The sequence below is a fragment of the Bacteroides caccae genome (genome assembly GCF_002222615.2).
Classification (GTDB): Bacteria; Bacteroidota; Bacteroidia; order Bacteroidales; family Bacteroidaceae; genus Bacteroides; species Bacteroides caccae.
Window position 1 is genome coordinate 1,825,910 of sequence record NZ_CP022412.2, and the last position, 16,419, is coordinate 1,842,328.

Below are 16,419 nucleotides of genomic sequence, written 5' to 3' on the forward strand. Positions count from 1 at the left end.
CCGGATTTATGAAAAACAAACTATACCAAGCTCTATTGCTTATTTTTCTGGTAGCAGGGATAAGTTCTTGCGACTATTTGGACATCGTTCCTGATGAACGTCCGACTGAGGAAGATGCATTTAAAGATAAAAATGCAGCTGAACGCTATTTGTATTCTTGTTATGCTTTTATGCCCAAAGAACGCGAGGGGTGCTATCTATATCAAGGAGGTGATTGTCTCACCGATTATGACCGGAAATTTCTTGAGGGAACTCATACTGCGGCCAATATAGGTGATTTCGCGTATTGGAGTCGTATGTATGCCGGTATACGTCGTTGTTATACGCTGATAAACAATGTCGATGCTGTGCCACGTATGGAAGAAGAACTGAAAATCATATATAAGGCAGAAGCTAATTTTTTGATTGCGTATTATCACTTCATGTTACTACGTGCGTATGGTCCGATTATCATTATGGATCACGAGGTTAGTGTAAGTAGCACGGAGAAACTGAAGCGAAGTCCGTTTGACGTATGCGTAAAATGGATTGCCGACAAGTATGACGAAGCTTGCAACAACGGATTGCTTGCCGTTCAATCATCATCCTACTACGGCAGAGCTACACAGCTGGCTGCTAAAGCACTGAAAGCAAGGCTTTATTTGTATGCGGCGTCTCCTCTTTTCAATGGCAATAGTTTTTATGCCAACTCATCTCTTTACGATCCGGAGACAAATGAGCCATTGATGCCGTTGGATTATAATCCATCTAAATGGAATACTGCGCTTACGGCTTGTCAAGAAGCGTTGACGCTGGCGAATGAACAGAAATACACCCAGTTTCAGATTGCTAATGAAAGCGAAATTCCTGAAGAATGTTGGCCCAAGGATTTAATCCAATATGCTTTGAAGATGCAAATTATGGATAAGAAAAATATGGAAGTCATTTGGGCGGATACCCGTACGGAAGGTGTTTATGGGCCACAAAACCAATCCGCTCCGCGTGATCCGGTGAATGGAGGTAATAGCTGGAATGGAGTAGGTCCTACATTGGATTTTGTGAAAGTATTCTATACAGAAAACGGACTCCCGATTGACGAAGATCCGAAATACTACACTCCTGGTGATTATTTTAAGATAGGACAGTATGAAGGACGTACCACGTGTAACCTCAACTTGAAACGTGAACCTCGTTTCTATTCATGGGTTTCATTCCATAACGGATATTTTGAAATGCAGCGTGAAGGATATAATGAAGGTAGAATTGTTACTATGTTCCGTAAATCAGACAATCATGGAAAACAAAACCGTTCTACGGACTTTTCATTGAGTGGATATTTAGTAAAGAAATGGTGCACGCCTACTTATGATACCCGCAACGGGTTCCAGAATTATCCGTGGCCTGTTATTCGCTTGGGTGAACTGTATTTGAATCTTGCAGAAGCTGCAGCAGAAGCAGGTGAATTAAACATTGCCAAGACAGCACTGAACAAGATAAGGGAACATGCCGGCATACCGACTGTGGAAAAATCATGGGAAGGAATTGCTACGTTGACAAAAGATAAGCTAATTGAAATAATTCGTCAAGAACGTATCATCGAGTTGAGTTTCGAAGGACACTACCGTTGGGACATGGCAAGGTGGAAAGAATTGGAGCATGTCTTAGACCACAATCCGTCTGCTCTTAATACAGATGGTGTGTCGGATGAGGATTTCTTCCGTCCAGTGGTAGTAGATCGTGCTTGGAAGTTCACTTCACCGACTCATTACCTGCTTCCGATTGCAGATTCGGAATTGAATAAGAATACGTTGATTGTGCAAAATCCGGGTTATTAATCATTAAAATAGCAATTACGATGAAAAAGAAATATTTTTTCATGGCATGTTTAGCCACCATATTTATGGTATCTGCTTGTAACGACGATGATGACAATGCAGCTGTCTTACCGTCGGCTATTAGCAATCTGACAGCAACGCCTCTTGAAGGAGGAGTGCTGCTGGAATGGGAAGTTCCCGTTGATTCCAACCTGTTCTATGTACAGATAGACTATACTCATCCTGTCACAGGCAAACGTGTGAATAAGAATGCCAGTGTTTTTTGCGATACCATGCTTATTGAGGGCATGTTGGCAAAAGATGGCGAATACACATTCCATGCCACACCTGTCAGCTCAACCCAAGATGTGGGTGAGAAGTTGGAAGTAAGAGCTTCCGCACTTCCTGTCCAGCCGGTGGTGAAGGAAATCACTGATAAAATTTTATTAAGTAAAGACAACTTGTTTTGTAATAAACCTGATCCGGATGAAGGAAAGTATATAGAGTATTTGGTGGATGGTAATTACACTAACTTTTTTCATACTGATTGGCATGATGCGGGTACTGTTCCGCACTATATAGATATCACTCTCCCATCTCCTGTAGAGCAGTTTAAGATACAAACTTACTACCGTGGTGGAAAGTATGGTCAATGTCCTGTAGAGATTACCGTATTAGGAAGTAATGACGGTGAACAGTGGAACAAGATTGCAGAAATAGAAGATGAAGGTAAAGGTGGTGCTTCTTATACCACACCTACGCTGGGGACAGAAGGACAGCCTTATTCATACATCCGTTATCGTGCAGATGAGACTTCCGGCAATGCTGTGTACTTTGCGTTAGCTGAGTTGGAATTCTATACTGTCAGAACTGAGATTTACGATCCGGAAGGTATTTACCGACCCGAAGACAAGGAATAGCTGATATATAAGAATAACTGAAATTATTGCTTATTATTTATGGAAAGGAGGGGGCATGTCTCCCTCCCTTTCGTCTAAACAATAGAACTTCATGAACAAATTGATAACATTGATCCTCGTATGTTGTTTTGCTTTTAACTTATATGCCGAACAACTTCCCGCTAAACAATTCTCACATCCGGAACGTATTCGTTACGATCAGCATTGCTTCACGATAGAAGGTCGGGATATTTTTATCTTGAGTGCGGCTTTTCATTATTTTCGCGTTCCTCAAGAGTTGTGGCGGGATCGTTTCCGTAAAATAAAGGAGGCGGGATTCAACACTGTGGAGACTTATGTGCCGTGGAATTGGCATGAGCGCACCATGCCGCGTAATGTAAAGGACTATTCGCAATGTGACTTTGACGACCTGAAGGCGTGGCTCAAGATGGCTCACGAAGAGTTCGGACTGTATACCATTGTCCGCCCGGGGCCTTTTATTTGTGCAGAATGGGCAGGAGGAGGTTATCCTAGATGGGTTGCCAAGTTTTGTCCGGCAAAATATGACACTAGCTTTTGGTTACGAAGTAACCATCCCGAACACATGAAATGGACCAAACATTGGTACGATGCTGTTTGTCCGGTTTTTGCCGAGGAGCAGCTTACACGTAAGAAATCCGGTGAGAAAGGAATTATCATGGTGCAACTCGAGAACGAATACATTTACTTTGGCATGGAGTCAGAGAAAAAAGAAGAGGTGCTGCGCGACATGGCAGCTTATTGCACGAATAATGGAATTGAGGTACCGCTGTTTACCTGTGTTACACCTGAGGTAAGAGGCTCGAAAGATGCCGTTATCAGTCAGCTGTTCGATATGGACAATCAATATGTATGGTGGAATATACAGGAGGCGAAAAGCCGCATTGAAGATTTAAAGAGACAACAGCCTAACGCGCCGGCTTTTGTGTGTGAATTGCAGGGTGGCTGGTTTTCCACGGTAGGTGGAGGATTGAGTGAGGACAGCTATTTGGATGGACGTCATGCGCGTGGAATGGCATTGATGGCAATGGCCGGAGGTTCTACCGGACTTAATTATTATATGTTTTTCGGAGGAACAAATCTAGCCGGTTGGGGCGCTCGCCGCATGACTACCAGCTACGATTACGGAGCTGCATTAAAAGAAAGTGGTGGTGTGAGTGAGAAATTCGCTGCCGTGAAAGGAGTCGGGGATTTCGTCAACCGTTTTGGTACTCAATTAGCGAGAAGTGAAGCGATAGAGTTTACTACATCGGACAACATCAAGGATTTGACCGTTGGAGTACGCCGGACAAAAGAGGGAACTTTGTTTATTTTTATATTTAATAAAGATAAGAAAAAAGCATTCCGTGATAACGTTCAATTTCATATAAAAGGTATGCCGGCATTCAATGTTTATTGCTCGGTTGAGCCATTGGACAGCAAGGTACTGGTACTCTCTCAGGCGAATGGACAATGTGAATGGTATCCGAAAGAACAGACTTTGCCGGAACGTCCCGTCAATATGCCTATGCCGATACGGATTGCACAGGCAGAACGTTGTGATGAAACCTTTCAGGGGAACTGGCGACCACTGCGTAAAGGTGTTTCTTTACCAGAAATTGGTGTGAACGATTGTCGTTACTCCATGTATCGTAGTGTAGTAAAACTATCGAAGAAAGAGGTAGAGGAATATGGAACATTGGTTTGTGAGATGTTTACGGCTGATCCGCTTTATGTACAAGTGAATGGAAAAATAGCTAAAAGGGCTTCTACCGATGAACTGGATAATACATTTGTCATAGATGGGCTACTGCATGAGGGAAGCAATGAAATCGTAAGCATCTATGAAAATCGTGGACACGCTCATGGATATCGCCCGATGGAGGAATTGAGCGGAATGAAATCTGCCGGATTGGGCAAGAAGCAATCTGCTATCCTTCCTATCGAAAAATGGGAAGTGAAAAAGGTGGAAAATAATGTCAAAGATATCAAGTCACTGCTGTCTAACAATGAAGGCTGGGAAACCATCATGCTTGATCAAAGCACTATCGCCAATCTTGCTACATTGCAAATAGCCGGACTGGAGAAGCCGGAATGGCCTGCCGCATGGGTGTTGCAAGGGAAAGAAGGAACGGCTATTTATCGTACTTCTATTGATATGACACGTCAGATGTTGACCGAAGGGCAAACAATGATAGAATTCGCTTGCGTGGATGATGCGGGTACGCTTTTTGTAAACGGTAAGGAGGTGGCAAGCCACGATGCTTGGGACAAGCCGTTTGTAGCCAATATGAAAGATTTTCTGCATGAAGGAGAGAATAAAGTGGCTATTGTGGTGCGTAATAGTAGCGGTGCAGGAGGATTGTTAAAGGGAATCCGCTTGTTCAGTGAACTGAAAATACTGAAGCCTCTGAAGTGGGAAGTAGCGCTTGATCTTGGAGGAGTGACACAAGGATATTGTGGAGGGAAAACCGCCGGCAGTGACAATTGGAAGGTGGTGACATTGAAAACCGATGGTACATTGCATCGAAAAGGAAACAATATACAGCCTAAAGGTAAACAAGATGCCTTATTCACTTGGTATAAAGTAACATTTGATCTGCCCAAAACGGAAAAAGAATGCTGGATTCCTTGGAGAGCCATTATCAATGCTTCAGGTACAGGATATATGTGGTTGAATGGGCATAATATCGGACGTTATTGGGAAGAAGGTCCGCAACGGGAGTTTTTCTTACCGGAATGTTGGTTGAATATGGGAGGAACGAATACATTGGTGCTCGGACTTCGACAATCAGAAACTTGCGGGGCCGTGTTGGAAGGGATAGAAGTAGCTCCTTATTATGAGGATGCAGAGTTTATTGAGTAATAATTCAATAGGTATATGAATATATATAAATCACTTTTTTTAGGATTGGTGTGTAGTGCAGGAATGCACTGCACCTTCGCTCAAACAACTGTTTGGAATCCGGATAATCAGAATGGAACATTTACGAACCCTATCATGTGGGGAGACTGGCCCGATCCGGATCTGATCCGGGTTGATGATAAGTTTTATCTCGTGTCTACCAGTATGCACTATGTGCCGGGATGCCCTATTGCTGTATCGGAAGATTTGGTAAACTGGGAAATGGCAGGATATGCTTTGGATCGTTATGATGAGGATCCGAAATATGATATGCAGGGTGGCAATCTTTATCTGAATGGGGCGTGGGCAACTACGATACGGCATCATAACGGAAAATTTTACGTTGGTTTCTGTACACCCTATGGTTGGGGACGGGAAACCGGGCATTTCTCTATTTGTATAGCCGATGATGTGAAAGGACCTTGGGAACGTACTATATTTCCTGAATATTTATATGATCCGGGGTTATTCTTTGATGAAGATGGAAAGGTTTACGTAGTTCACGGGCAAGGTACACTATACTTGACAGAGTTGAACTCGGACGTGAAATCCGTTAAAGGGAAACCTGTGAAGATATGGCAGGGCGGTTTTAAAAATGCACATGAGTTAGGAGGCGGTTTTGGTATGGAAGGATCTCATATGTATCGCATCAATGGAAAATATTATATTACTTGTCCTGCCGGGGGAACGGGAGGATGGCAAATCTGCTTGCGGTCGGATAATATCTATGGTCCCTATGAACATAAACTCATAATGAACGATTGGAGTTCATATCCCGAAAACGGACTTCATCAAGGTGGGATGGTACAGTTGAAAAATGGAGACTGGTGGTTTATGATTATGCAGGACAGAGGACCGATAGGACGTGTTCCGTGTCTTGTGCCCGTGAAATGGATAAACGGTTGGCCTATGCTGGGTGATGAAGGAAAAGATCTTATCACTTATCCTAAACCTGCTACCGGGAAAAAATCGAAGATAAAGAGTCCGGCTACTACCGATGAGTTCAATGCTTCTCAATTAGGTCTGCAATGGCAATGGAATCATAATCCGGATAATAGCAGATGGAGTTTGAAGGAACGTAAGGGATATATGCGTCTGTATGCTTCCCAAGCTTCTACATTGAAAGATGCTCGTAATACATTGACACAACGTGTTCAGGGACCGAGTTGCGAGGGTTCGGTAGAAATGGAAGTGACCGGACTTAAAGATGGCAATATTGCCGGATTCGGAATCTTCGAGTTTCCTTATGCCTATGTTGCGATACGACAAGAATCCGGTAGACGCAAAATTGTGATGTGTAATGACGGTAAGGATATCGAAACCGTAGAGCATTTCAATGGAGATAAACTGTGGATACGTGTACGTGCTACAGACAAAGAATTTAAGGCTTTGTTCTATTACAGTCTGGATGGTGTGAATTATAAACGCATTGGTAATGAATTGCAGATGGGATTGGGATTGCCGTGGACAGCCAATCGTTTTGCATTGTTCAATTTCAATACTGCGCCGCAAGGAAATAACGGATATGCCGACTTTAATTGGTTTAGATTTACGAATAAGTAATGTATTTATACCATTCAATCTTCTTAAAACACATGCAATGACATGAAACGAATATCACTTTTTACTTTTTTCATCTTCTTAGGTATAGCCGGTTGTATGGCTCAAGCATCCGGTGAGAAGATCGAGAAAGTTTACGTTGCATTCAAAACTCACCTTGATGTGGGATTTACTGATCTTAGTTCCGTTGTGACCGAAAGGTATGTGCATGATTTTATTCCGAAAGCCATAGAAGTTAGTGAACGCTTGCGCGCTGACGGCTCTGGTGACCGGTATGTATGGACAACCGGCTCATGGCTTATCTGGAAATATCTTCGCACGGCATCTCCTGAGGCTGTGAAGCAGTTGGAGGAGGCCATTGGTCGTGGCGATATCGTATGGAATTCCGTTCCCTATACTGTGGAATCGGAGACAATGACGCGTGAACTGTTTGAAACCTGCTTGTTGCTTTCCAAACGTTTGGATAAGAAATACAACAAGCAGACTATTGCTGCAAAGATGACTGATGTGCCGGGACACACTCGTAGTATCATCGATCCGATGTATGACGCAGGCATTCGTCTTTTGCATGTGGGAATTAATTCAGCTTGTCCGTTACCTTCGGTGCCTACTTTCTGTCGGTGGCGCAGTCCTTCTGGCAATGACTTGTTGCTGGTTTATCAGAAAGATTATGGAGAAGATGAAGTATTGCCGGATGGAAAGACAGTTGTCAGTATTAATTTTACGGGCGACAACCACGGACCGCATAGCTATGAACGTGTGAAAAAGATTTATGCCGATTTGCGTAAGCGTTATCCTCAAGCTCAGCTTGTAGGTGCATCGTTCAATGATGTCGCCCGGGAACTGTTGCTGATAAAGAAGGATTTGCCGGTTGTTACTTCTGAGATTGGTGATACGTGGATATTTGGTTATGGTGGAGCACCGATACGTATGGCTAAATTTCGTGCTGTTTCGCGGTTGTATTCTCAATGGTTGAATGAAGGGAAAATCAAAAAAGATAGTGACGTTGCTTTGGACTTTGCAGCCGAATTAGGTCTGATAGCAGAACATACGCAAGGTGTGGATGTGAAAACACATCTTCGTCAATGGGACAAATATGATATGGATAAGTTTCTCAAAGGTCGTTCCGAAGGAGTATTCAGTATGGCTGAGGCTTCATGGAAAGAGATTGATAATTATATCGACAGTGCTATCGCTTTCCTTCCGGCTTCCTTGCAAAAAGAGGCGCGTGAAGTAGTCGCAGAAGTGGATAAGGTTAAACTGGAGGATAACTCAAAGATGAAACCAATGGCACGGAAGCGTTGGGAACAACCGATAGCCGGTGGAATGACGTTGGCGGGATTGTCTTATCAAATGTTTGATGGAGATGATTATGATGATTTTCAAAATAGATATCTTCGTGCACGGTATGAATGGGCATTGGATGACTTGGGTAAACGAGGTCTGAAAGAATCACATGCAGTGAGTGTAACGCTTTATGCACAGACAATGGCGCAATCGGTACGTAAAGAGAAAAAGGGGACACGTATTATTACTGAACTGAGGTTTCCTGAAAATGAGAAAGTGGACAAACGCGTATATCCCGAACGAATACAGGTGAACTGTTTTACGACAAAGAATGGAAAACGGTCGGAAGTGGCATTGACCGTTTATGGTAAACCGGCAGTACGTTTGCCCGAATCTTATTGGTTGTCGTTCACGGTGCCCGGTATTGAATCGGTGATAGCCGAGAAGATGGGTGAACGGGTGGATCTGATGGATGTGGTGGAGAAAGGTAACCGGCAAATGCATGGGATAGACCGTTATGTCGATTTGATAACCTCCGGGGAAACGATACGTATCAGCAGTAAAGAAGCTTTCTTGCTCAACGTAGGAGAAGCTCAGGGGTTGAATTATTCTACCAACTATCCTGATAAACATAAAGGAGTGCATTTTAATCTGAACAACAATTTGTGGGGAACGAATTTCTCCATGTGGAATGAAGGCTCGCTGACTTATCATTTTGTGATTGAGACATTGAATCACAAATAAAGGAAAGTACTTGAATAACCTTATTTTATAACTAAAATGATTTTAAACCATGAAAAAATATAGTATTATTATTTTGATATTATGTAGCTGGGCAATGAGTCTGTTTGCTATATCTTGTTCCGATCAGGAAAGCAAACCGCAACCTTTTTTGGAAATAAAGAAGGACACTGTGGTGTTTGCACAAGAGGCTGCAAATACTTCTATTGTAGTGAATACAAACATCGCGTGGCAGGCCAATGTGCTTTCATCCGGGAATTGGTGTACGGTTCAGGGAGCAGATGATTTGTTGTCTATTTCGGTAGAAAAGAATACGGGAAGAGACTTGCGTGAAACAGACATTGTTGTTAAAGGAGAAGGCCTTGAACAAAAAGTACACGTGAAACAATTGGGAGAGCAACCGGATATTTTGTTGGAAAATGAGCGTCTCAATTTGAACTATACAGATACGGTAGTTACCGTCAAGGTGGTAAGTAACGTAGAATATGAAGTGGAAATTCCGCAAAACGCTGATTGGATTAAGGAAATGAAGCAACAAGTACAGGTACGGGCTATGGCGGAATCGGAACGTACTTTCAGCATTGAAAGAAATGAAGATGATACGGTGCGCTATATCTCTGTCGTATTCCGTTCTGTGGATCAGAAGGTCGAACGCTCATTGATGTTTCGCCAGGGACATCGGGATAAAGAATACAAGCCCGGTGATCCGTCTGAACTCGGCGATATATTCTTGCCTATCGCCAGTGGAAAGGCAAGTGAATTTAATTCGGATGATGAGAGTATTGAAAAGTCATTTGACGGGACTGCGTCCACTTGGTATCACTCACGGTGGTACGGTACAGTTTTGCCTGTGAAACTTGAGTACACTTTTGAAGCTCCTCAAGACGTGGATTATTTTGTATATAAACCTCGAGGTTCAGGTGATAATGGTAATTGGAAGAAGTTCGACTTATATGTTTCCACAGCGCAGAAAGAAAATTATGAAAAGATAGCATCGTATGATTTTGCTGGTAGTTCTTCTTCGTCGAAAATAAGTTTCGCTGAACCGCTGAAGGGGGTAAAGTCCTTCCGATTTGAGGTGAATGAAGCTGTCGGTGGAGTGGTGAGTTGTGGTGAAATGGAATTTTATAGGAATGCTGCTCCTGTAGCAGGACTTACGGAAGTATTTGCCGACGAACTCTGTTCCGAACTTCGTGCAGATGTGGATCAACGCAAGATAGACGGATTGGAAAATAGCTTTTTCAGAATGATAGCGCAAAGTTTGTATGACAAGACCTATGATTTGGAGTACCGTGTGCAAACTTATGAACCTTATCGTGAAATTAACGATTTGGCGGCAGAGATGAAAACTAGTGGATATAATCCGTTTGAGAACCCCACAGGTATTTATTTTAAGGATGGCGAGGAGGCTGTCGTAATTTTAGGTAATACCAATGGAGAACAAGTGAATTTGAAAGTGTACGATTTCGATGCAATAAGACAAGGACAACGTACACCGGATCCGACTTCATATCCTTTAAGTGAGGGTATTAACAAGTTGAGGATTGCACATGGAGGATTGAGTTATATTGAGTATTATACTCCGAATTGGAAAACTGCACCAGCTCTTAAATTGCATATCGCTTCCGGTAAAGTGAACGGATATTACGACAAACATCGGGATGTATCGGCCGACTGGCGTGAAATTTTGAATAAAGCTACTTATGGTTGCATAGATATTAAAGGCGATCGTGTTAATCTGGTGTTTGGGGTGAACAGTATAAAGACTTATTGTGACAATTTAGGAAAATTGATACAGAACTATGACGATATAGTGGAATTGGAACATGAACTCATGGGATTAGATAAATGGGGGCGTCGGCCTAAAAACCATATGTTTGCTCGTGTAACCAAAGACGGATTGTTTGCTGATGGTTGGGGAGCCGGATGGTATGAAGGTTGTATGAACGAATTGGCCAGTACTACCAAATCTTTGCGTGAAGGAGTTTGGGCCATTGCGCATGAGTTCGGACATGTCAATCAAATCAGACCGGGATTGAAATGGGTATCAACCACTGAAGTGACGAATAATGTATATTCTGTATGTGCACGATATAAATTCTATCGGGAGAATATGCCGTTGGAACATGAAAGGTGTAACGATGGAAATGATAATAATGTCCGGGGAGGGCGTTTTAATTCTTATCTCAATTATGGCATCATTAAAGGAGAGCAGTGGCTCTGTCAAAAAGGCCAGGATAATATGGATCCTTCTAAGTATCCTTACGGAGGCGATCACTTTGTGAAACTCTGTCCGCTATGGCAGTTGCTGCTCTATTATCGTGAGATTGTGGGAGGAGAAAAACGCGATTGGTACGGTGATGTGGCTGAGATTGTACGCAATACGGATGAATCACAATTGACTAACGGGCAACTCCAGCTCAATTTCATGCGCAATACTATGGATGTTGTGAAAGAGGATTTGACCGACTTCTTTATCAAGGCAGGTATGCTGAAACCTATTGATAAGGAATTGGACGACTATGCACGTGGACAAATGACTATTACCCAAACAGATTGCGATGAGTTGGTGAAGTATGCTTCCAAGTATTCTAAACCGGCTACTCCTGTACTTTATTATTTATCAGCCAATAGTCAGAAGGCATTTAAGGACAAATTAGCAGTAGAAGGAACTTATAATGAAGGTGTCAAGGTAAGAAATAATGGTTGGATTGTCATCGATCACGATGTGTGGAAAAATGCTGTAGTCTTTGAAACCTATCAGGGAGATGAATTGAAATATGCTGCCATTGTGGGAACTGATTCTCCTGACCTGAGTGAAACAAAGGTTTGCTATCCCGAAGGTTCCACACGCATTGAAGCTGTTTCTTGGGATGGAAAGAGAAAATTAGTCTATGGAGAAAAATAATATTGAATTCAACGAGATATAAAATAGGACGATGAATCATAACAGACTTTATTTTTTACTATTGCTGTTTGCGTTTAGCCTCGGGACTCCGGGGCTTGCGCAGAAGCGTTGTATCAGTCAGTATTGGAATTTTTGTCGCATTTCCGATGAAACGTCGAAAGCGGAAATCAAGAATCAGGGAAGTGACTGGAGTTCACAATACAATGTGCAGCACATGGATATGAACGGAAATAGCGAATTGGCTGTTCCGCAAAATACTTTGGGAGCGGAACTGCGGCAGTTGGAGAACAAACAATGGGAACAAATTACTCTTCCGCATACGCCATTTGTAGAACCATTGACTGTGCTGCATCAATGGCAAGGTATCTGCTATTACAAAAAAAAGATTACCATTACACCGGAGGAGGAGAAGAAGCATATTTGGATAGAGTTTGAAGGCGCGATGCACTTGGCCGATGTGTGGATTAACGGTAAGCATGTCATGCAACATGCCGGAGGATACACCCCATTTGTGGTAGACGCAACCGGATTGTTGAAAACGGATAAAGAAAATGAATTATTAGTCCGTTTGGACAACCGTAACAATTCGTTGATTCCTCCCGGAAAACCGTTGGAAACACTTGATTTTTGTTATTATGGGGGAATTTATCGGAATGTACACTTGATAGCGAAAGCTGATGTACATATTACTCATCCCATTCTTGACGGACATCCGGCAGGAGCAGGTATATTTATTACCTATCCGAAGGTGTCGCAGGAGCTATCGGTAGTGGATGCGAAAACTGAAATAAAGAATACTTCTGATAAGGAAAAAGTGGTGGAACTTAGACACACGCTTTATACTTGGAAAAAGCAGAAAGGAAAGGATAAAAAAGTACAGAACATTTCAGAAACACTCACATTGCACCCTGGCGTAACAATAGAAAACAATCAGCGCATGGAGGTGAAACATCCGGCTTTGTGGAGTCCGGATGAACCGAATTTGTATGTGTTGTCGACAGAAGTCGTAGAAAATGGGAAAGTGGTAGATAAGGAAGAAACTCGTATAGGAATACGTCATATAGAAATGAGTATTGAAAAAGGGTTTGTCATCAACGGAAAACCGCTTAGGTTGGTAGGTAGTAACCGACACATGGAATATCCGTATGTAGGTAATGCTATTTCCGATCAGGCACAATATCGTGATATGTATCAAATTCGTTCAAACGGATTCAACATTGTTCGTTTGGGACATTATCCGCAAGCTACTGCTGCATTGGATGCTTGCGATGAGTTGGGACTTCTTGCCATAGAACCGATACCCGGATGGCAGTTTTTCAATAAAAATCCGTTGTTCATATCGCTCACGCACCGGGATGTGCGTGACATGATTCGTCGTGATCGTAATCATCCATCCATTGTGATGTGGGAAACAACGCTTAATGAGTCATGGCCTCCGGCCGAGTGGAAAGACGGAGTAGTCAAGATTGCCCATGAGGAACTGCCGGGAGATCAATGTTTCACATCAGGCGATTCGTATGGTTATAAAGGATTTGATGTCTGTTACAATGACTGGGAAGAAGGCTTCAAACGTCCCAATAATAGTGGTAAACCGGGATTTATACGCGAATATTATGATTATGAGTTTGGCGGGCATTACAGCACAACACGTATCAGACGGGGAGACGGAGAAAAGGCTCAACTTCAGAACGCATGGAATGCGCAATGGTCGCACAACCGATACCGTATTTATTATCCAAAGACAATGGGGGATGCGGTATGGAGTATGTATGATTACAATCGGGGATGTTGCGATAATATTTGTTATAGTGGTGTGGCCGACATCTTTAGATTACCTAAATTCAGTCTTTCTTTTTTCAGAACACAGATTGCGGAAGGTAGCATGCTACCTTCGGGAAAGATGCCTTATGAGGTATTTATTCCGGCGTATAGGGACGAAATTTTATCCGATACAGTAATGGTGTACGGTAATGTGGATGAGGTAGAACTGGTTTTAAATGGCAAAACTATCAGACGGCAAACAGCTGATAAAGGCCCGGATAGTGACTATATTCCCGTACCGAATGGAGGCAATGGCAAGAATCTTCATTTCCCACCGTTCACGTTTTATGGAGTATCTAAGGAGAGAGGGGTATTGAAAGCTGTCGGTTATCATCAAGGGAAAAAAGTGGCAGAATATACGGTGAAGACTCCCGGGGTCCCGGAACGTCTGGATATTACTTATTTTGAGAGTGGCAAACCGGCTACAAAGAATGACTTGCTGATTGTATATGTCAGAATGCTGGACAAACAAGGAGTACTTTGTCCTGTTAACGGAATTCCTGTAGAATTGTCGGTACAAGGAGGAGAAATCGTAGGTCCTACTTCGTATCCACTAGAAGCAGGAGTCGCTTCATTTTTGGTGAGAACCGGTGAGATTTCGAAAATCAATATAAATGCTACGGGTAAAGGTTTTTCTACCCGTAAAAGTTTAAAGGTAGGGAAGGAATAAGTATGAGTTTTATGAAGGTTATTGCTACTTATGCAATGCTATATATGTGTGTCTTTGCACAAGCCAAAGAGGTGAAGTCTTTACAATCACCTCGGCAGTGGCATGTTTCTATTAGTGGAAATGATAGTGCCGATGGCTCTGCGACAGCTCCATTGCGGCATATTCAGACTGCGGCCGAACGGGCATACCCGGGAGATGTTGTCATCGTACACGAAGGTGTTTACAGGGAGAGAGTTGCTCCACCGCGGGGAGGAGAATCTAAAGAGCGACCGATAACCTATCAAGCGGCTGAAGGAGAAAAAGTGGAAATCAAAGGTTCCGAAGTCATTAAAAATTGGAGACGGCTGAACAATGAGACATGGGAAACGGTGATCCCTAATAGTTTGTTCGGCGACTTCAATCCGTACAATGATACGATACATGGTGATTGGTTGGCAAGAGGACAATGGTCGCATACCGGAGAAGTATATTTGAATGACCGTGCCCTTGCGGAAACGGAACGGTTGGAAGATGTGCTTCTGAATAAAGGTAATCGTCAGTTGTGGTATAGTAAAGTAGGAAATGACAGTACATGGATATGGGCCAATTTTCCGGGATGCGATCCGAACCGTGAACTGGTGGAGATTAATGTACGCCCGACGGTATTCTATCCGGAGAAACCGTTTGTCAACTACATTACAGTAAGAGGTTTTCACGTCAGTCAAGCTGCTACGCCATGGGCACCGCCCACTGCTGAACAAATAGGGGCTATCGGTACACATTGGAGTAAAGGATGGACTATAGAGGACAATGTGGTTACTCATTCAAAATGTGTGGGCATTACTTTAGGTAAATACGGAGATGAATGGGATAATAAGGCAGAAAGCGTAGAAGGATATGTCGGCACTGTCAAAAGGGCATTGGACAACCAATGGAACAGGGAGCATATCGGCAGTCATTCGGTACGCCACAATCGTGTTTCTTTCTGTGGACAAGCCGGTATCGCAGGTAGTTTGGGAGCAATCTTCAGTACCATTAGCGACAATGTGGTTCATGATATCGGAGGTTCTTCATTTTGGGGATACGAATTGGCCGGTATCAAACTGCATGCGGCTATAGACGCTGTGATAGAACACAATCACATTTATCGGACGGAGGGCGGCATTTGGCTGGACTGGATGACACAAGGTACAAGGGTGACACGTAATCTCCTTCACGACAACAGAGTACAGGATTTCTCCTTGGAAGTGAACCACGGTCCCATCATTGTGGATAATAATTTATTTTTGTCGCCCGAACTGGCGCAAGTCAAACTTTCACAAGGAGTTGCTTTTGTACACAATACAATTGCTTGGAAAATATGGCCTACAGGCGATGTGGATGAACGGCAAACTCCTTATATGTTTCCTCATGACACTCAAATTAAGGGATACCATGATTGTCCTTGCGGGAATGTGTGTTACTTCAATAATTTGCTCTTACGGGAAAATTTGAGTATGTACGAGAATAGCAAATTACCGACAAAGATAGAAGGGAATGTAGTAGATACACTGGTGCAATATAGAGTAGAAGAAATGGCTGATGGTTGGTATTTGGAGTTCATCCCTACGAAATCATTGAGCAAGGAATGTACTAAAGCATTGGTCTATTCGCAGCAATTGGGAGAAGCTGTTATTCCCCGACAGCGGATTGAGTTGCCGGATGGAAAGAAGGCTTTCGATAAAGACTATTTGGGGAGAAAGCGTAAAAAAAGAGGGAACTTACCCGGCGCTATTGAATTTAAAGGAGATTCCAGGGTGCGGGTTAAGGTATATGATATATGGAATTAATATCATCAG

At 42.9% G+C, this 16,419-nt stretch carries 8 protein-coding genes; all 8 read left to right on the forward strand.

The window, feature by feature from the left end; genetic code table 11:
- Positions 1-8 precede the first annotated feature (8 nt).
- Positions 9-1,814 carry a RagB/SusD family nutrient uptake outer membrane protein gene (locus CGC64_RS07180; protein WP_005677260.1) on the forward strand — a complete coding sequence of 602 codons (1,806 nt, stop codon included), beginning with the start codon at positions 9-11 and terminating at the stop codon, positions 1,812-1,814.
- Between the two features lie 20 nt (positions 1,815-1,834).
- Positions 1,835-2,713, forward strand: a complete 879-nt coding sequence (locus tag CGC64_RS07185; protein ID WP_005677261.1) for a DUF4959 domain-containing protein — start codon at positions 1,835-1,837, stop codon at positions 2,711-2,713.
- 91 nt (positions 2,714-2,804) lie between these two features.
- Positions 2,805-5,576: a glycoside hydrolase family 35 protein gene (locus tag CGC64_RS07190; protein ID WP_005677262.1), complete on the forward strand. Its 2,772-nt coding sequence runs from the start codon at positions 2,805-2,807 to the stop codon at positions 5,574-5,576.
- Positions 5,577-5,591: 15 nt separating this feature from the next.
- Positions 5,592-7,178 (forward strand): glycoside hydrolase family 43 protein, encoded by a 1,587-nt coding sequence (locus tag CGC64_RS07195; RefSeq protein ID WP_005677263.1) that lies wholly within the window; start codon positions 5,592-5,594, stop codon positions 7,176-7,178.
- 42 nt (positions 7,179-7,220) lie between these two features.
- Positions 7,221-9,206: a DUF5054 domain-containing protein gene (locus CGC64_RS07200; RefSeq protein ID WP_005677264.1), complete on the forward strand. Its 1,986-nt coding sequence runs from the start codon at positions 7,221-7,223 to the stop codon at positions 9,204-9,206.
- A 49-nt stretch (positions 9,207-9,255) separates the two neighbouring features.
- Entirely contained in the window at positions 9,256-12,111 is a 2,856-nt protein-coding gene (locus CGC64_RS07205; RefSeq protein ID WP_005677265.1) for a M60 family metallopeptidase, read from the forward strand.
- Positions 12,112-12,142: 31 nt separating this feature from the next.
- Positions 12,143-14,602, forward strand: a complete 2,460-nt coding sequence (locus CGC64_RS07210) for a glycoside hydrolase family 2 TIM barrel-domain containing protein (protein ID WP_089421565.1) — start codon at positions 12,143-12,145, stop codon at positions 14,600-14,602.
- A 2-nt stretch (positions 14,603-14,604) separates the two neighbouring features.
- Complete coding sequence (locus tag CGC64_RS07215; protein ID WP_005677267.1) at positions 14,605-16,410, forward strand: right-handed parallel beta-helix repeat-containing protein; 1,806 nt, start codon at positions 14,605-14,607, stop codon at positions 16,408-16,410.
- Positions 16,411-16,419: the final 9 nt, after the last annotated feature.

Excerpts from the sequence above, each read along its gene's own strand:
- CGC64_RS07190 (WP_005677262.1), top strand. The coding sequence starts at position 2,805 with ATGAACAAATTGATAACATTGATCCTCGTATGTTGTTTTGCTTTTAAC.
- CGC64_RS07185 (WP_005677261.1), top strand. The coding sequence starts at position 1,835 with ATGAAAAAGAAATATTTTTTCATGGCATGTTTAGCCACCATATTTATG.
- CGC64_RS07215 (WP_005677267.1), top strand. The coding sequence starts at position 14,605 with ATGAGTTTTATGAAGGTTATTGCTACTTATGCAATGCTATATATGTGT.
- CGC64_RS07180 (WP_005677260.1), top strand. The coding sequence starts at position 9 with ATGAAAAACAAACTATACCAAGCTCTATTGCTTATTTTTCTGGTAGCA.
- CGC64_RS07210 (WP_089421565.1), top strand. The coding sequence starts at position 12,143 with ATGAATCATAACAGACTTTATTTTTTACTATTGCTGTTTGCGTTTAGC.
- CGC64_RS07205 (WP_005677265.1), top strand. The coding sequence starts at position 9,256 with ATGAAAAAATATAGTATTATTATTTTGATATTATGTAGCTGGGCAATG.
- CGC64_RS07195 (WP_005677263.1), top strand. The coding sequence starts at position 5,592 with ATGAATATATATAAATCACTTTTTTTAGGATTGGTGTGTAGTGCAGGA.
- CGC64_RS07200 (WP_005677264.1), top strand. The coding sequence starts at position 7,221 with ATGAAACGAATATCACTTTTTACTTTTTTCATCTTCTTAGGTATAGCC.